Genomic DNA, 18,297 nt, shown 5'->3' on the forward strand with positions numbered 1-18,297 from the left:
AAAAAATTGTAATATATGTTAAAATAGAGATGTTAAATGGAAAAAATTAGGAGGTAAATATGTATAAAAAAATAGCTAGTACTTTAATAGCAGGAATTTTATTAGGAATTATGCCGATTAGCATTTATGCAAATCCAAAATTAAGTGATATTAATGGACATTGGGCTAAAAACACTATACAAGATTTTGTTAATAAAGGATATATAAGTGGATATGAAGACAATACATTTAGACCAGAAAAACATATAACTAGAGCTGAATTTGTAAAAATTGCAAATAATTACTTTGGTTATAAAAGTAATTATAATAATAAATTTAGCGATATAAAACCAAGCGATTGGTTTTATGAAGATGTAGTAACTGGAAATGGAATGGGATATATAGATGGATATAACGATGGTACATTTAGACCAAACAATAATCTGACTAGAGAAGAAGCAGCTAAAATTATAGCAAGTATAAAGCATAAACAAGATTCAAACTTTGATAAAATTAGTAAATTTCCAGATGGAAATAATATATCAAATTGGGCTAAGCCTTATGTCGAGATATGTGTTGAAGAAGGTTATTTGAAAGGTAATGAAAAAGGATACTTAAATCCCCAAAAAAATATAACAAGAGCAGAAGCTGTATCTATGTTATCTCGAGTTAATAATACAAGTGAAACTGAGTTTACTAAATTTATACCAGAATTTAAACAATATCTTTTAAATAATGGATATTATGAAAGTAAAAATAGTCCAATAGGAAGTACCTATACTTGGAAAGAAAATAATGGGGATATAAATATATACAATAATTTAAGCATAGTATTTAACCTGAATGAGAAAACACCAGAATTTGATAATGCTATAAAAGGGGCATTAAACAAGGTATTACCAACAGGAGGAAATACGGTATATAATATAATACAAAAACCATTTAAAAAACAAACACTAAGATTAGATTCGAAAACAGTATCGATAGATAAATTTAATGATAGTATAATTATAGGAATTGATTTTTAGGTATAAACAGCAAGAAGGTAAAGAAAAGAACATATATGACGTAACTAGTTAATAGGAGTTGTTTAGAAACTGTGTAGAGACATAATGTACAAGGAGCTGATTATTTGGGGTAATAATAGTATCATCATTAGTAGTATGTCTATTATACATTACTACTAATGAAACGGTAAAAGTAATAAGAAAAAAAGAGTTTTGGATAGGAATTGGCATGACTACAATCTATTGTACTGTATTTTATGCAATGACATTTATGCTGGTTATACTTTGTAATATAGGTATAGAATCTGTTGATATATTGTTTGGATTTAACATCGAAATTGCACAACCTATACTATATTTAGTACTTTTTATAATATGGGTTGGATTTTATTGTTCAATATCAAAATATTATTATCCAACAGCTTTAATACTTAGAATGTTTTTAAAAGTAATTACTTTTGGTATATATAACTATAAAATAGAAGATATTTATGATGAAGAAGAACATCTTGAAGAAATTTATGAAAATGTGATTAATTTTAAAGATAGATGTGAAATGCTTAAAAAATAATATAAAAATAAGCTATGGTAAGTTAAATCACTCATAGCTTATTCTTGTATTATTATATGATCAAGTAATGAATTACTACAGATATTAAATAAATAATAGTTACTTATTTAATATTGTAATAGGGATGGGGTCCCTAAACTAATAATACGGTACAAAAATAAAAACTTTAGCAAAATATGTAAAATCAAAAAATAAAAGAATTGAAAAAAAACTAATAAATATATATTATTAGATAGTAAGCAAAAAAGTTATATAGTTACAAAGTGACTAAGGGAGGAAAAAAATGAGTACTTTTAAAAAAATAGTCATAGGAGTAGTTGCTTTAATTATAGTTATACCTTTAGTAGCATTTGGGTATTTCTACTTTAAACTTAATTCTATGTATGACGCAGACTCAGCAAAAGAAATTAATAAAAAAATTGAAAAAGTAGATGAAAAGAATGGAATAACAAACATATTACTAGTAGGAGTAGATGGAAGTAACTTAGAAAAAGGTAATAGATCGGATTCTATGATGATACTTACTATAGACAAAAATAACAATGATATAAGACTTACATCACTTGCAAGAGATACTTATGTTGATATACCAGGATATGGTGAACAAAAATTAACACATGCCTATGCTTATGGTGGGCCAGCATTACTTTTAGAAACTATAAATAAAAACTTTGATGTGAAAATTGATAAATATGCAGCAGTAAGTTTTGACTCTTTCCCTAAGATAATAGATACAATAGGTGGAGTTGAAATAGACGTATTACCAAAAGAAGTAAGTTATATACCAGGTGTAGATCACGCTGGAAAACAAATACTAGATGGAGATGAAGCTCTAGCATATAGTAGAATAAGATATGCAGATGATGCTTATCACAGAGATGAAAGACAAAGAACAGTACTAGAAGCTGCATACTCTAAGTTAATGACAGACTTCTCAAGTAACTTTATAGATATAGGCGAAGAATTATTAAGCTATACAAAAACAAATATACCTCCGATGGAGATAATGAATTTAGCCAAAGATGTGATAGCTATAAATAATGCAGACTTTGCACAAATGGAATTCCCACTAGAGGGACATAGAGATGGAAAAGTATTAAGCAAAGAAAAAGGATATGTAATACTTTGGGATAAAGAATATAACAAAGAACAATTACACAAGTTTATATACGACTATAAAAACTATAAACCAGAAAATAATCAATCATAATTTTAAAACAAATTAATATAATGATGAACATATAACTAGCAAGGTAGATGCTCATATTAGCAAAACCAAAAGAGACTATTTGAAGAATAGTCTCTTTTTTATCACAAAAAATACATATGAAATTCAAATTAAAATATTACTATAAAAAACAGGTGAAAAAATAAAAAATTTGAAAAATGTTATGAAAAAATTTATAACAGATAAATTATTAAAATTGACAAATGATTTAATAAAAGAGTATTACATATACTTATATATTTGACAAATTTATACAAAAAAATTAGAATTTAAGTGATACATTTAACAAATAGGAAATTTGTCGGGAGGAAAAATTGAATGAAGTCGAGAAATAGCAAAGAAAAAGGAATTATAATATTAGCTTGTACAATGACAGTAGTAATTGTATTAGGGTTTACACTAATGCAAGGAACTGTAAAATCAAAAGATAATAAATATGTATCAAAGCAAATAAATAAAAGCACTAATATAAATATATCTAAAAATGATTATGAAATACTAGATAGTAAACAAGATGATAAAAAACAAACATTAGTAATACTAGAAAAAAGAAAATTCACACCAGAGGAAATTGCAGCTCTAACAAATCAAGTTATAAAAGACAAAAACAACTTTGAGATTTATCTATTTGATAATAAAGAGAAAGTAGAAAATTTTGAATATGAAGAAAAACAAATACAAACATTAGTACAACCATCAGAAAAAAATCAAATTAATATCCAAAACTACTACACAGTAGAAGAAGAAACAGAATCTGTACCACAGTATTATGCAGTAGAATCTATAAAGGAAGAAGAAGGAAAAACTAAAATAGAAATTAGCATAGAAGATGCAACAAATCCAGAAAAAGCATTAGCACAGATTAAATTTCTAGGACAAGAAATAAAAGAATTAAATCCTAAAAAAGAATTAAATGATTTAGAAATAATAACTTATTACAAAGGTGATGAAGGGCCAAATTGGAAATATACATCAGAAAATAAGCAACTTATAATACATAACGAATTAGTTCAACTATAAAAAGAAGGGGGAAGCAACTATGAAAAATAAAAAAATATTAGGAATAACAACAGCATGCGTATTATGTACTAGTAGTATTGTATTTGCAAGTGATTTGAAATTATTTAAAAAAGACAACGTAGAATATGTACCTCTTAAAAAAATGATACAAAAAGCTGGTGGAAAAGTAGACGAGTCTAATAATTTTACAAAAATAAGCATAAATGGGAATAATATAAGTATAGATAAAGACTCATCTTTTGCTAAAATAGGTAAAGAATACTATCCATTAAATGAAAAGAAAATAAATGGATATAATGTTCCTGTAGATACAAAACCTTTATATGAAGATAAAGAGGTATATATAGATAAAAACTTTTTAAAAGATAATAAAATAGTAGATTATAAAATAGACGGTGAAAAAATAATAATAACTACAGAAAAATCGCAAGCTTCTTCAAATAATGACAAGAAGGGAAATGATAAAAGTAAAGAAAATAAAGAAAAAAAAGAACAACAAGAAACGAATGATACTAACAGTAGTTCAGAAAGACCAGAAGTAAATAGACCAACAAAGCCAGAAACAAGCAGACCAACTAGACCAAGTAAACCTAGCACAGGCGACAACAGTAATAATAGTAGCAACAACTCTGGTAATAACAGTTCTAGCAATACTGGAGGAAATAGTAGTGAAGACACTAGCACAGATACTAGTACAGACAGTAATAATAAAGGAAGTACAGGTGGAGATGCTGGAAATACTGAAAACACTGAAAACACTGGGGATAATAACAACAATGGAAGCACAGATGAAAGTGGAGGAAACAATACAGGACCTGCAAATACAGGCGGGGACTCATTACAAACACCACCAGAAACTACTGTACTACAGGCTGTAAAAAATTAATAAAATTTTTACATATATAATTCAAGAATATTCAAAAATTACCGATAATATAATATAACGTATGTCGAAAAAAAGGAACCTTTGTAGAAAGTATATACAAAGTTACCTCAAAAGAGTATTATATATGACGCAAAGGTCGAAAAAGCGAGAAAAATCATAAAATAAAACTAAATATGTAGAAATTGGAGGACAAAATGGAAGAGACTATTGATTTAAGGGAATATTTTCAAATCATAAGAAAGAGGGCTTGGATAATTGTATTAATAACAGTATTAGCAATGGTAACAAGTGGACTAATAAGCTTTTTTGTATTAAGCCCTGTTTATGAAGCGAACACAACATTGATAGTTAATACAGAGCAAAGTAAAGAAACAGAAGTATTAACAGGAGACCAACTTAATGTCACACAAAAACTAACATTAACATATGGAGAAATAATAAAATCTAGATCGGTAATAGATGAGGTTATAAAAAAGTTAGATTTAGATAAAGGTTATGATGAAGTTGCAAAAGAAATAACTGTATCTCCAGTAAAAGATACTCAAATAATATCAATAACAGTTCAAGATACAAATGCTAAAAGAGCAAGAGATATAGCAAATACTATACCATCAGTGTTCACAAAAGAAGCAAAAAGAATAACTAAAGCAAATAGTGTTGAAGTAATAGATAAAGCTATAACACCAGAAAATCCAGTAAAACCAAATAAAGTAATGAATATAGCTATAGCAGCAGTGATAGGCGTTATGGTAGGGTTATTCATAGTATTCGTATTAGAATATATGGACAACAAAATAAAAACACCACAAGACATAGAAAAATATTTAGGACTACCTATACTTGGAGTTGTTCCTAATGAAAATATGGCAAAGAAAGGTGGTAAATAATCATGATAGGAAGATTAATAACAAGACAAGATCCAAAATCACCTATATCAGAAGCATATAGAACAATAAGAACAAATATAGAATTTTCTAATTTAGATGAAGAAATAAAGACAATAGTAGTAACAAGTTCGCAACAAAATGAAGGTAAAAGTACAGTAATAGCAAATCTTGCGGTAAGTTTTGCGGGAATGGAAGATAAGAAAGTACTTGTAGTAGAAGGGGATTTAAGAAACCCAACAGTACATAGAATGTTTAATGTAAGTAATACTCATGGGATTACAGATATATTAACAAATCAAAAAAGTTTTGATGAATGTGTTCATGTAACTGAAGTAAAGGGATTGCATGTACTTAGTTGTGGAAAAATACCACCAAATCCATCAGAGATGTTAGCTTCAAAAAAGATGAGATATTTTATTGATTCTTTAAGAGATTATTATGATTATATATTCATAGATGCTCCACCAATAGGAATTATAACTGATGCAGGGATAATATCTACATATGTTGATGGAACTATACTAGTAGTTGCTTCTAAGGAAGTTGATGTGGATATGGCAAAGATTGCTAAGGAAAGACTAGAGAAGGTAAATGCAAATATGTTAGGGGTTGTACTTAATAAATTTGAAGATAACAGTGGAAGCTATGGATATTATAACTATTATTATGAGGAAGGAAGTTCTCATAATAAAGGTAGAAAAAGTAAAAAGAAAAAATAATGTACAATATTAATCAAAGAGGGGAGAGAGTTATATGGAAAATAAGATAACTTCCCCCCAAAAAGCAAGTGTATTAGAACAAATTTTAGGACATTACAAAACTAGACAATTGATATTATTACTTACAGATGTAGCTAGTGTTTATATATCATTTATGGCAGCTACATGGTTAATATATAAAACACAGCTAAGTAATGATAGCATTTTGGTTTTAGCAATAATATATATACTAACTAATATAGTATGTCTAGCGGTATTTAGATGTTATCGAAGCTTATGGAGATATGCAGGAGAAGAAGAGTTAATATCTATAGTATTAGCATGTATAGTTGCGATAATTCCAACATATATAATACACAAACTTATAGGGGGCAATTTTTCAATTGTTTTTTATCTGTTAAATGTAATATTTACTATATCACTAACTGGGGGTACTAGACTTTTATATAGAACAGGTAGAAGAGTATTAATAAGAGTTAGAATAAAAGATGATGTTTCCAATGTACTTATAGTAGGTGCTGGAAGTGCAGGAGATATGGTTATACAAGAATTAAAAAATAACCCTCAATTAAATAAAAAACCTATAGGTATAATAGATGATGATTTAAATAAAAAAGGAAGAAGAATTCATAATATACCTATATTAGGAACTACTAAAGAAATAAAAAACCTAGTAGAAAAATATAGTATAGATGAAATTATAATAGCAATTGCGAGAATAGGAAAGCATGAAAAAAAAGATATTATAAATATTTGTAAGAAAACTAAATGTAAACTAAAAACAATACCAGGTGTTTATGAAATAATTGATGGTAAGGTTGATATTAAAAAAATTAGAGATGTTCAAATTGAAGATTTATTAGGAAGAGAGCCTATAAAAACTAATTTAGCTGAAATGAGTGAATATCTACAAAATAAAGTAGTATTAGTAACAGGTGGTGGAGGTAGTATAGGAAGCGAACTATGCAGACAAGTAGCTAGCTTTAACCCAAAGCAACTTATAATACTTGATAACTATGAAAATAACGCATATGCAATTCAACAAGAGCTAATAAGAAAATATAAAGATAAGTTAAATTTAAAAACAGTTATAGCATCTATTAGAGAAGAAAAGCGTATGGATGAGATATTTAATACATACAAACCAGATGTAGTATTTCATGCAGCAGCACATAAACATGTTCCTCTTATGGAAAATAGCCCAAGTGAGGCTATAAAAAACAATATATTTGGAACAAGAAATGTAGCAAGACTTGCAGATAAGTATAAAGCAAAAAGATTTGTGCTTATCTCTACAGATAAAGCAGTTAATCCAACTAATATAATGGGAGCTACAAAAAGAGCTGCTGAGATGATTATACAAACTATGAATGAACAAAGTGAAACAGAGTTTGTTGCAGTAAGGTTTGGAAATGTGCTTGGAAGTAACGGAAGTGTTATTCCATTATTTAAGAAACAAATAGAAGAAGGGGGACCGGTAACCATAACTCATCCGGATATTATAAGATACTTTATGACAATACCTGAAGCTGTACAACTTGTTATACAAGCAGGAGCTATGGCAAAGGGTGGAGAAATATTTGTGCTTGATATGGGGGATCCAGTAAAGATTGTCGATTTGGCAGACAACTTAATAAGACTTAGTGGATTTGAGCCCAATGTTGATATTAATATCAAGTTTACTGGATTAAGGCCAGGCGAGAAACTATATGAAGAATTACTTATGAGTGAAGAAGGACTAAGTAATACAGATCATAGCAAGATATTTATTGGAAAACCAATACAGTTTGATGCTGAGAAGAGTAATCAAACTTTAGAAATTTTAAAAGATATTGTTGACAATGAAGAAGTAGAACTAATTGATTCTACTATGAGAAAGTTAGTTACTACTTATATTAGACCTGAAGAGGCAAATAAGAAGGACGTTTGTTAGCAAGGGTGATCGGTAAGATTAATAGTTGTTTCCTACACGCAAAGGCTAAAGAACTCGGCATTTAAGTGTTTTGTCAATCAACTGTTAATCTTATCTTCGCTTATTTTAGCAATCAAACTTTTAGAGAAAAATGAAAAAATATTTGGAGGGAGGTTATAGAATGTACAACTTATTACAGAGGTTAGTTGCACTTATTGCACTTGTTATTTTATCCCCTTTGTTTTTAATAATAGCACTACTTATAAAATTAGAGTCTAAAGGGCCTGTTTTCTTTAAACAAGAGAGAATAGGTAAAGATAATGTTAATTTTATGATTTATAAGTTTAGATCTATGAGAACGGATACTCCAGACGTACCAACTCATTTATTAAATGATCCAGAGATATTTATAACTAAGGTTGGTAAATTTTTAAGAAAAACTAGCTTAGATGAATTACCTCAGTTTATAAATATTATAAAAGGTGAAATGGTATTTGTAGGACCTAGACCAGCACTATATAATCAATATGACTTAAGAGATTTAAGAACGGAAAAAGGAGTTCAAGTTTTAATACCTGGAGTTACTGGATGGGCACAGGTTAATGGAAGAGATGAACTTGAAATACCTGATAAAGTTGAATTTGATAGACAATATCTTGAACGTAGATCGGTTATGTTTGATATAAAAATATTATTTTTAACTGTGTTAAAGGTATTTAAAAGTGAAGGTGTAGTTGAAGGAAGTAGAGCCAACAATCATTAGATAAAGAGAAGAGGTATTAAATATGAAAACTGCATTTGTAACCGGTGCAGGTGGATGGATTGGATTAGAACTTGTTGAAAGCTTATTGAAAGATAACTATAAAGTAAAAGCTTTAATAAGAAGAGATACTGATCAAATACTAGATTTGAAAGAAAAATTCAAACAGAACCTAATAATTATAAAAGGCGATATGATTTCTGTAGATAGTTGGAAATCGGAACTTAAACAAGTAGATTATTTATTCCACTTAGCTGCAAAAGTACACTCAAAACCAAATAATCAAGCAGAAATAAATGAGTTTTATACCATAAATAGGGATTGCACAAATAAGTTATTTGATATAGCTTTAGAAGAAAATATTAAGAAAATAGTATTTGTTAGTACTGTAGCTGTTTATGGAAATCACAACAATGAAATTATTAATAAAAATACGAAGAGAAATCCAAACACTCCATATGCCATAAGCAAAAATGATGCTGAGAAGTATGGTCTAGAATTATATAAAAAGCATAACTTTCCAATAACTATAATTCAACCTGTTACAGTGTATGGTGGTAACGATAGAGGAAACTTTAAAAAGCTATATGATTTAGCTAACAAAGGGGTAGTAGTTAAGTTTGGAAGCGGTCAAAATAAAAAAACAATAATACATTATAAGAATTTAGTTGAGATTATGAAAAAAATTTCTGAATCAGAAGATGTATATGGAAGAACTTTCATATGTGGTACTGAAAGTATATCTTATAACCAGATAAGTAGCAAGATGAAGTCAAGTTCAAAAACAAAATTGATCCTAACTATACCAGATAGTATATCTAAATTATCAATTAAAATATTAAAAATACTTAATATAAATAAACTATCAAATATAGCTTCAAATATAGAAACGTTAATGAATGATAATATATACAATTATGAAGATTCTATTGAGTATTTAAATGATAAAAAGATTATCAAATTTGAGTCATGGAACTGTAGAAAAGAATATGGAAGGTATAATCTAGAGGAGAATTAAATGGAAAATCAAACAAAAAAAGTTTTATTTATTGCAACAGTAGTTAAAGCTCATATAAATACTTTTCATCTACCATATATAAAATTTTTTAAAGATAGGGGATATGAAACTCATGTAGGAGCTAAAAATGACTTTTACGATGAAGAGTGTATAATACCTAATTGTGACGTACATCACAATATCGAATTTGAGAGGTCGCCTATAAATAAAAAAAATATAAAAGCATATAGACAATTAAAAAAAATTATAAATAAAAATAACTATGAAATTATCCATTGTAATACTCCAGTAGCTGCCATGCTTACTAGATTTGCAGCACGAAAATCTAGAAAAAATGGGACAAGGGTAATATACACAGGTCATGGTTTTCACTTTTTTAAAGGAGCACCTTTAATAAATTGGGTTATATACTATCCGGTTGAAAAGATATGCTCTTATCTTACAGATGATTTAATTACTATAAACAAAGAAGATTATGAACTAGCTAAAACGAAAATGAAAGCTAAAAATATACACTATGTACCAGGTGTAGGGGTAGATACTAGAAAATATGGGCAAATAGATGTAGATGTAGATAGAAAAAGAAGAGAGTTAAATATACCTACAAATAGTACAGTTTTATTATCTGTAGGTGAATTAAATAAGAATAAAAATCATGAAGTAATTATAAGAGCATTATCTAAGCTTAATAATTCTAATATACATTATATAATTGCAGGTAGAGGGAAACTAGAAGAATATCTTATGAATTTATCAAAAGAGCTTGGCGTAGAAAAGCAAGTTCATTTATTAGGGTTTAGAAGCGATATAGTAGAACTATGTAAAATATCTGATATTTTCTGCTTTCCATCATATAGAGAAGGTTTATCTTTATCTCTCATGGAGGCTATGGCATGTGAGTTACCTGTAGTATGCTCAAATATAAGAGGAAATGTAGATTTAATTCAAGATAAAAAAGGCGGATGCTTATGTGATGTTAAATCGATCAATCAATTTAGCGAATCTATAGAAAAACTTATTAATGACATAGATAATAGAAAGCTTATGGGAGAATACAATAAAAACTACATTAAAAAATTTGATGTAGACGTAGTTAGAAATGAAATGACTTTAATTTACGAGAATTTAAGGAGTTAATGATGGTAATTTTACTAAGATGTAATGATTTAAATCCAGATCCTAGAGTTGATAAATATATAAAATTTTATGAAGAAAATAATATCGAATATTTATTAGTCGGATGGAATAGATCAGGTGAGAAAATAAATAAAAAGAATACTATTTATTTTGAAGAAAAAGCATTATATGGAGCTAGATTAAAAAATATATTTAAAAAAATAAAATGGAATATGTTTTTGGTAAAAACATTAGTATCAAAAAAAGATGAATATAATGTAATCCATGCATGTGATTTTGATACTGCATTACCTTCATTGATTATGAAAGCATTTAATAAACGAATAGTATTTGATGTTTTTGATTGGGTAGGTAATAGTAACTTAAGTGGAGTACCAATGATAGAGTTTCTTATAAGAAATCTAGAAAAATTAGCAGCTAATAAATCTGATCATATAATAATTTGTGATGAAGGTAGAAAAGAACAAATGCATATTAAAAATAATAATATACATGTTTTACCTAATATACCATATATAGATAAAAATATTTTAAGGTCTCTAAAGGAGTATAAGCCAAGTGAAAATATTAATATATCTTATGTTGGAATATTTGATCGTAGTAGAAATATAGAACAATTATTAAAGCTAGCTAGTTTAAACAAAAACATTACATTAAATATTGCTGGTTTTGGAGCATTACAGGAAATAGTTGAAGAGTATACGAAGAAATGTGAAAATATAGTTTATTACGGAAAGGTAGACTACGCAAAGTCATTAGAAATAATGAAAAACTCGGATATAATAGCTGCTATGTATTGTAAAAATATTCATAATCATATATATGCTGCACCAAATAAGTACTATGAAGCTTTGATGTTAGGAAAACCAATAATAACAACAAAAGGTACTTTAATTGGTAATAACGTAGAAAAAAATCAAGTAGGATTTGTGATAGATGAAGACTTTAAATTCTTAGAAGAAATATTTGAAAATAAAGAATTAGAAAGTTTAATAAAACAATATTCAGAAAATGCATCTCTACTGTGGAAAAATAAATTTGAAACATATGTCGAGGAATTTATGCAAAATGAATATTATGAAATTTTAAAAGGGAAGGAAAAAATATGAAGATATTAACTATATTTACACCAACATATAATAGAGCTAACTTACTTGACCAACTTTATAATAGCTTAAAAAATCAAACTAATAAAGATTTTACATGGTTAATAGTTGATGATGGATCTAAGGATAATACAGAGGAAGTTATAAACAAGTATAAAAGTGAAAATATTATAGAAATAGAATATATAAAGCAAAAAAATGGTGGTAAACACAGGGCATTTAATAAAGGCATAGAAAACTGTAAAACAGCAGCTTTTATATGTGTAGATAGTGATGATTATATAGTAGATGATGCTGTAGAGAAAATAATAAATAGATATAATTCTATAAAAGACGATGAAAATATAGCGGGTATAGCTGGATTATGTATAGATAAACAAAATAATATACTAGGAGGCAAGTATCCAAAAGAAGGTCTTATATCAGATACAATGAACATCAGAGATGTATATGGTTTACCAGGAGAACCTGAAATATACAAAACACATATTTTAAAAAAATATAGATTTGAAGAATTTGATAATGAAAAATTCATAACAGAAGCTATATTATTTGATAAATTAACTTCTGAAAAGAAAATAAAATACTTTAATGATATATTGATGGTAAAAGAATATTTAGAAGGTGGATTAACAGACCATCAATTAAAAATAAGAATTGATAGTATAAATGGAACAAAGACATATTACAATCAAAGAATGAATTTATCTCAGATGAAAAAAGCTAAGATTAAAGCAACTATAAATCATTCAAGATTTTGTATACATGATAAATCAATAAAAGAAGTTTTAGATTGTAAATATAAATGCTTAGCTTTAGTTACATTTCCGCTTGCCTTAGGTATGTACTTTAAAGATAAAATGGAAATGAAAGGTAAATACAACTAAAAGGAGCGAAGTATGAAAAAAATAACTTTTCAACTTACTAATATGGGAATTGCTGGAGGAGTAGAACGTGTTGTATCGATATGGGCAAATTATTTCTCACAAAACCATGATATAGAAATAGTTACAGAAAACCAACAAACATCTTTTTACAATTTAGAAAAAAATATAAAAATGGGTAAATTAAATTATTTTTCAAATATAAAATTTTTACCAATAATAAGATTGATTATAATATATAAATTTTTAAAAAGTAGAGAAGATGGAGAAACGATAATATTTAATAAATATATTCCTACAACATCTATATATATACTTAGAAAGTTAGGTTTATTTAAGAACTTAAATCTTATATATTTTGCACATTCGGGAACGTCACAATTTATTAATTTCTATAAATTTTACCAAACTAAGCAAATTTTTAATGCATATGATAAAGTTATATGTTTATATGAAGATTTAAATAAAGAAAGTAAATTAATAAAAAGAGAAAAAATAGTTATTATATGTAACCCGACGGCTATAAAAGTTTCAGAAGAATATAAGGCTGATTCAAAAAATTTCCTTACTGTAGGAAGATTATCATATCCTAAAGGCTATGATATGTTAATTGATTCATGGAATATTGTTTCTAAGGAGTTAAAAGATTGGAAACTTTTAATTGTTGGATCAGGAGAATTAGAGTATGAATTAAAAGAAAAGTGCAGAGAATTAAGTTTAGAAAATAGCATTGAATTTATACCAGCAACTAAAAATATATCACAATATTATATGGATGCAAGTATATTTTTAAGTTCATCAAGATATGAGGGATTACCTATGGTAGTATTAGAAGCATTAGAAGCAGGACTACCAATTGTATCGTATGATATAGATGCTAATAAGAAATTAGTTACTGATAATGGAATATTAGTTGAAAGTTATAATATAGAAAAATTTGCTGAAGCTATGATTAAACTAGCTAAAGACAAATCAATAAGACAGGAAATGTCAGTTAATTCAAAGAGATATTCTAAAGAGTATGATATAGAAAATATTGTAACAAGTTGGAATGAAATTTTAGAGGTGTAGGTTATGAAAATAGTTACATGTACAGGATATTATGGTACTGGATCAAGTGCAATAACTGATTTATTAAGTGAATTTGAAAATATACATTCTATGGGAGATTACGAGTTTAGGTTTGTACAAGACCCAGAGGGTATATCAGACCTAGAATATAATTTAGTAGAAAATCATCATAGGCACAATTCAGGGCATGCATTAAAAAGATACAGTAGATATGTAGACTTTTTAAGTGGAAACAAATTTAATAAAAAATATGAAAATTATTTCGATGGTAAATTTAAAAAAATATCAAAGGAATATATAGATGAGTTAACAGATTTTAAATATAAGGGAATATGGCATCAAGATGTAATAGACAAAGGTAAGATATTTTACTTTGTGGAAAGATCCCTTAATAAAATTTATATGATCTTAAGAAAAGCTATATTTAGAAAAACGGAAAAGGGAATAACTTTATTGAAAAATGAAGTTACACTATATTCAAAACCTGGAGATGAGTTTTACGATATAACAAAAGAATATATAGATAAATTATTTAGCCAGGCAAACTATCTAAATAAAGAATATATTATGGTTGATCAATTAGTACCACCAACTAATATAAATAGATACTTAAGATACTTTAATGATATAAATGTAATTGCAGTTGATAGAGATCCAAGAGATATTTATATATTAGAAAAACTTTATTGGAAAGGTACAATTGTTCCTTGTGATAATGCGGAGATATTTTGTAAGTGGTACAAATATACAAGAGAAAGTAGTACGTATAAAACAGAAGATAGAAATAAAATTATGAGGATTAAGTTTGAAGATTTAGTTTATGACTATGAAAATGCAACTAGTAAAGTTTTCGAGTTTTTAGGCTTAGATCCCAAATATCATACGAAGAAAAAAGAACTTTTTAACCCAGATAAATCTATAAATAATACTAGGCTATGGTTAAAACATGACGAGTTAAAAAAAGACATAGAATATATCGAAGCTAACTTGAGTGAATATTTATATAAGTAAGCCATTTTTTAGTGAATAGGAGACGACTATGGAAAAAAATAAAAAAATATTACCTATACTAACTACTCAACTTATGTTACTAATTATGGCTTCAATATATTACTGTATAATTATAAATTCGCAACTATATGAATTAAATGAATATATACAATATACTAAAATCATCTTATTGGCTACTTTTATAATATTTATAATTTTCAATATATTATTAGGAAATAAATTTACAGATCCAATAATGGTTTTATTAGTAACTTTATTTGTATTTGATATAGGAAGAGTTATATTAGATCTTTTTGGAATGGCTGAATTTGATCAAATAACATGGTTTGCTTATTATAAACTTGATAATAAAACACAATTTAAAACTCTTATGATGTTGGTATTTACATTAAATTCACTTAACTTAGGATACTGTATATTTTCAGGATTTTCTAAAAAGTATATACTAAACAAAACTAAGTTTAGTATAACAAAAGATGAAAAGCTATATAAAATATCTAAAAAAATATTTTATTTATCGAGTATACCATACATATATAAGAATCTATATATAGGACTAAACGTTATAGGTCAAGGATATATGGCTTTATATCAAAGTGAAATGCATGTACCAGGGGGAAGCTTGGTTAACGTATCAGCATATATATTTAAATTTAGTTTTTATGCGCTATTAGCATCTATGCCAGATAAAAAAGAAATAAAAAAACCTCTAATTATATATATAATTTGTCTAGGTTTATCATTACTAGCAGGAGTCAGAGGATTCGTATTATCTGAGTTCATAATGATAGTAACATATTTATCATATAGAAAAGACTTTAAAATAAACTTTAAGAAGCTAGTAATAATAGGAATAGCGATTATTATGATATCATTTTTTGTAGGTAATATTAGATCGGGAAAAGGAAATTATAGTAAAACAGAATATCAAAGCAATTTTATAGTAGACTTTATAGAACAACAAGGATACTCATTAAATGTATTATCACTAAGTATTGAAAATGAAGAATACTTAGGGTTTACTCCAGCATATGTGCTACATCCAGTGTTTTTTGGAGATTTTGGAAAACTTATACAAAATAGATTTGATGATATAAGAATGTACGGTGTTATTACACATAGTTTAGGTCACAAACTTTCTTACTTAGTAAATAAGTATATATTTATGAGTGGAGGAGGATTAGGTGGAAATTATATGGGTGAATTATACTTAATCTCAGGAGCTACATCTTTAATAATAGGAAATATAATAATCGGTATGTTCTTAGCATTTATTAAAAGCAATATGCTAAGAAATAGAATAGGTTTATATTTCTCTTTATATGCCCTGCCATATATATACTTTATGCCAAGATCGTATACTTTAGGATTTATGGAAACTATTTTAAGACCTATCATGTTTATTTTATTAATTTATTTTTTGAAAAATAAATTAATAAAGCAAAAATATGTAGATTAATTTTTTAGAAAGAGATGAGATATGAATAATAATCTAGCAAAAAATATAATATACAAGCTTATATTAAACATATTTAACATATGTTTACCACTAATAGTTTCTCCATATGTATTAAGAGTAATAGGACCTGAAAATTTAGGAAGAATAAATTATGCAGAATCTATATACACTTACTTTTTTGCGTTTGCATCATTTGGAGTCTATCAATATGGAATAAGAGAAGTTGCTAAATATAGAGAAAACAAGGAAAAGTTAAGTGAATTCTTTACTAGTTGTTTTGTAATAAATTTAATTAGTAGTATATCTATGCTAATAATTTACATTATTTTCATAAGAGTAAATCAAAGTTTAGATAGCTTACAAATTATATTAATAGTCTACAGTATAAATATATTCAGTAATATTTTTTATGTCGAGTGGGCAAATGAAGGATTTGAAAACTATAAATTTATAACTGTAAAAACAGTAGTAATTAGAATTATATATGTAGTAGGTATATTTGCACTTGTGAGAAAGCAAGAAGATTTTATTTATTATGTAATATTAAATGTATTATTTATATTATTTAATAATTTAACAAGCTTTATATTTATTAAAAAGAATATAGGATTTAATTTTAAAAATTTACAAATACACTGCCATATAAAATACCTTTTAGCCGGGTTTATAATATGTAACTATGGAATATTATTTTATCAAATAGATAAAACAATGCTTGGAACATATGGAAGTGAATTAGATGTATCTTTATATAGTATAAGTAATATGATAATGTTTATGATACTGACAATGATACAAACTATACTAACTGTATCTGTTCCTAGATTGGTGAAAACAATGTCTGATGATTCAGAGGAATATAATAATTTATTAAATAAATTATATAAAATATATTGTATGTTTACATTTCCAGCTGCAATAGGCGTAATAATTTTATCTAAATATATATTAATATTTTATGGAGGGAGTCAGTATATTGATGCTAACTTAACTTTAAAATTATTTTCAATATTTATGATTATAATAAATATTGAAATGTTTATAAGAAATCAAGTTCTTTATATAAATGGAAAAGAAAAAATTATAGCAATATATTTACTAATAGCTGGGGTTGTGAATTTAGTAGGAAATAAAATAGCTATAATCAATTTACAACTAAAATCAGAAGGTGCTATTCTTGCAACGATAATAGCATCAATATTATTACTAACCTTAGAATATATATATATATTAAAAAATATGAAATTCAAATTTAAAATTATATCTAAAGATATACTAAAATATATTGTTTCATCATTAACATTCATACCTATATATATACTATTAAATAATATGATAAAAAATGAAATAATAGTATTTATATTAACTATAGTATTGTGTGTAGTATCTTACTTTACTATGTTAGCAATATTTAAAGATGAATTTGTTTATAGTATTTTAAAAATGAAATCTAAAAAACTTACGGATAAAAAATAAAGATAAAATATGTGAATAATAAAAGTAGGATAAGACACCCATATCTTAATTCTACTTTTATTAGTATAATTATGAAATTTTTTAAAGCTAAGACTGAATTTATAAATTGTTAAATTTAAGTAAATATATGATTTATTATTGATAGTTAGCAGTTTTTGTTATATAT

Annotated in this window: 17 protein-coding genes; all 17 read left to right on the forward strand. The window is 26.5% G+C overall.

Annotation, left to right across the window (positions count from 1 at the left end):
• Positions 1-59: 59 nt before the first annotated feature.
• The 17 genes from ACEXNK_RS07635 (at position 60) to ACEXNK_RS07715 (ending at position 18,131) form a co-directional block, all read left to right on the forward strand.
• On the forward strand, positions 60-1,007 hold the full coding sequence (locus tag ACEXNK_RS07635) for an S-layer homology domain-containing protein (protein WP_373598244.1): 948 nt from the start codon (positions 60-62) through the stop codon (positions 1,005-1,007).
• 208 nt (positions 1,008-1,215) lie between these two features.
• Complete coding sequence (locus ACEXNK_RS07640; RefSeq protein WP_373598243.1) at positions 1,216-1,557, forward strand: hypothetical protein; 342 nt, start codon at positions 1,216-1,218, stop codon at positions 1,555-1,557.
• A 283-nt stretch (positions 1,558-1,840) separates the two neighbouring features.
• Entirely contained in the window at positions 1,841-2,767 is a 927-nt protein-coding gene (locus ACEXNK_RS07645) for an LCP family protein (protein ID WP_373598242.1), read from the forward strand.
• Positions 2,768-3,103: 336 nt separating this feature from the next.
• Positions 3,104-3,805: a hypothetical protein gene (locus ACEXNK_RS07650; RefSeq protein ID WP_373598241.1), complete on the forward strand. Its 702-nt coding sequence runs from the start codon at positions 3,104-3,106 to the stop codon at positions 3,803-3,805.
• A gap of 19 nt (positions 3,806-3,824) precedes the next feature.
• Positions 3,825-4,691: a hypothetical protein gene (locus ACEXNK_RS07655; RefSeq protein ID WP_373598240.1), complete on the forward strand. Its 867-nt coding sequence runs from the start codon at positions 3,825-3,827 to the stop codon at positions 4,689-4,691.
• A gap of 194 nt (positions 4,692-4,885) precedes the next feature.
• Positions 4,886-5,578, forward strand: coding sequence for a YveK family protein (locus tag ACEXNK_RS07660; protein ID WP_373598239.1), 693 nt, complete (start codon positions 4,886-4,888; stop codon positions 5,576-5,578).
• Between the two features lie 2 nt (positions 5,579-5,580).
• Positions 5,581-6,297: a CpsD/CapB family tyrosine-protein kinase gene (locus tag ACEXNK_RS07665; RefSeq protein ID WP_373598238.1), complete on the forward strand. Its 717-nt coding sequence runs from the start codon at positions 5,581-5,583 to the stop codon at positions 6,295-6,297.
• A 34-nt stretch (positions 6,298-6,331) separates the two neighbouring features.
• Positions 6,332-8,230: a polysaccharide biosynthesis protein gene (locus ACEXNK_RS07670; protein WP_373598237.1), complete on the forward strand. Its 1,899-nt coding sequence runs from the start codon at positions 6,332-6,334 to the stop codon at positions 8,228-8,230.
• Positions 8,231-8,390: 160 nt separating this feature from the next.
• On the forward strand, positions 8,391-8,972 hold the full coding sequence (locus ACEXNK_RS07675; protein ID WP_373598236.1) for a sugar transferase: 582 nt from the start codon (positions 8,391-8,393) through the stop codon (positions 8,970-8,972).
• A 22-nt stretch (positions 8,973-8,994) separates the two neighbouring features.
• A complete protein-coding gene (locus tag ACEXNK_RS07680) occupies positions 8,995-9,987 on the forward strand; it encodes an NAD-dependent epimerase/dehydratase family protein (RefSeq protein ID WP_373598235.1) in 993 nt (330 codons plus the stop codon).
• Entirely contained in the window at positions 9,988-11,124 is a 1,137-nt protein-coding gene (locus tag ACEXNK_RS07685) for a glycosyltransferase family 4 protein (protein ID WP_373598234.1), read from the forward strand.
• 2 nt (positions 11,125-11,126) lie between these two features.
• Positions 11,127-12,233: a glycosyltransferase gene (locus ACEXNK_RS07690; RefSeq protein WP_373598233.1), complete on the forward strand. Its 1,107-nt coding sequence runs from the start codon at positions 11,127-11,129 to the stop codon at positions 12,231-12,233.
• Positions 12,230-13,117 carry a glycosyltransferase family A protein gene (locus ACEXNK_RS07695; RefSeq protein ID WP_373598232.1) on the forward strand — a complete coding sequence of 296 codons (888 nt, stop codon included), beginning with the start codon at positions 12,230-12,232 and terminating at the stop codon, positions 13,115-13,117. The genes ACEXNK_RS07690 and ACEXNK_RS07695 overlap by 4 nt, the downstream gene beginning before the upstream one ends.
• A 12-nt stretch (positions 13,118-13,129) precedes the next feature.
• A complete protein-coding gene (locus ACEXNK_RS07700; RefSeq protein WP_373598231.1) occupies positions 13,130-14,185 on the forward strand; it encodes a glycosyltransferase in 1,056 nt (351 codons plus the stop codon).
• 3 nt (positions 14,186-14,188) lie between these two features.
• A complete protein-coding gene (locus ACEXNK_RS07705; RefSeq protein WP_373598230.1) occupies positions 14,189-15,196 on the forward strand; it encodes a hypothetical protein in 1,008 nt (335 codons plus the stop codon).
• Between the two features lie 28 nt (positions 15,197-15,224).
• Positions 15,225-16,655: an O-antigen polysaccharide polymerase Wzy gene (wzy, locus tag ACEXNK_RS07710; RefSeq protein WP_373598229.1), complete on the forward strand. Its 1,431-nt coding sequence runs from the start codon at positions 15,225-15,227 to the stop codon at positions 16,653-16,655.
• A gap of 21 nt (positions 16,656-16,676) precedes the next feature.
• On the forward strand, positions 16,677-18,131 hold the full coding sequence (locus tag ACEXNK_RS07715; protein ID WP_373598228.1) for a flippase: 1,455 nt from the start codon (positions 16,677-16,679) through the stop codon (positions 18,129-18,131).
• The last annotated feature ends 166 nt before the right edge of the window (positions 18,132-18,297 follow it).

This window comes from Paraclostridium bifermentans (assembly GCF_964259345.1).
Taxonomy (GTDB): Bacteria; Bacillota; Clostridia; order Peptostreptococcales; family Peptostreptococcaceae; genus Paraclostridium; species Paraclostridium bifermentans_B.

Bases quoted from the DNA above. Each gene is read 5' to 3' on its own strand.
- ACEXNK_RS07635 (WP_373598244.1), top strand. From the start codon at position 60: ATGTATAAAAAAATAGCTAGTACTTTAATAGCAGGAATTTTATTAGGA.
- ACEXNK_RS07640 (WP_373598243.1), top strand. From the start codon at position 1,216: ATGACTACAATCTATTGTACTGTATTTTATGCAATGACATTTATGCTG.
- ACEXNK_RS07645 (WP_373598242.1), top strand. From the start codon at position 1,841: ATGAGTACTTTTAAAAAAATAGTCATAGGAGTAGTTGCTTTAATTATA.
- ACEXNK_RS07650 (WP_373598241.1), top strand. From the start codon at position 3,104: ATGAAGTCGAGAAATAGCAAAGAAAAAGGAATTATAATATTAGCTTGT.
- ACEXNK_RS07655 (WP_373598240.1), top strand. From the start codon at position 3,825: ATGAAAAATAAAAAAATATTAGGAATAACAACAGCATGCGTATTATGT.
- ACEXNK_RS07660 (WP_373598239.1), top strand. From the start codon at position 4,886: ATGGAAGAGACTATTGATTTAAGGGAATATTTTCAAATCATAAGAAAG.
- ACEXNK_RS07665 (WP_373598238.1), top strand. From the start codon at position 5,581: ATGATAGGAAGATTAATAACAAGACAAGATCCAAAATCACCTATATCA.
- ACEXNK_RS07670 (WP_373598237.1), top strand. From the start codon at position 6,332: ATGGAAAATAAGATAACTTCCCCCCAAAAAGCAAGTGTATTAGAACAA.
- ACEXNK_RS07675 (WP_373598236.1), top strand. From the start codon at position 8,391: ATGTACAACTTATTACAGAGGTTAGTTGCACTTATTGCACTTGTTATT.
- ACEXNK_RS07680 (WP_373598235.1), top strand. From the start codon at position 8,995: ATGAAAACTGCATTTGTAACCGGTGCAGGTGGATGGATTGGATTAGAA.
- ACEXNK_RS07685 (WP_373598234.1), top strand. From the start codon at position 9,988: ATGGAAAATCAAACAAAAAAAGTTTTATTTATTGCAACAGTAGTTAAA.
- ACEXNK_RS07690 (WP_373598233.1), top strand. From the start codon at position 11,127: ATGGTAATTTTACTAAGATGTAATGATTTAAATCCAGATCCTAGAGTT.
- ACEXNK_RS07695 (WP_373598232.1), top strand. From the start codon at position 12,230: ATGAAGATATTAACTATATTTACACCAACATATAATAGAGCTAACTTA.
- ACEXNK_RS07700 (WP_373598231.1), top strand. From the start codon at position 13,130: ATGAAAAAAATAACTTTTCAACTTACTAATATGGGAATTGCTGGAGGA.
- ACEXNK_RS07705 (WP_373598230.1), top strand. From the start codon at position 14,189: ATGAAAATAGTTACATGTACAGGATATTATGGTACTGGATCAAGTGCA.
- wzy (WP_373598229.1), top strand. From the start codon at position 15,225: ATGGAAAAAAATAAAAAAATATTACCTATACTAACTACTCAACTTATG.
- ACEXNK_RS07715 (WP_373598228.1), top strand. From the start codon at position 16,677: ATGAATAATAATCTAGCAAAAAATATAATATACAAGCTTATATTAAAC.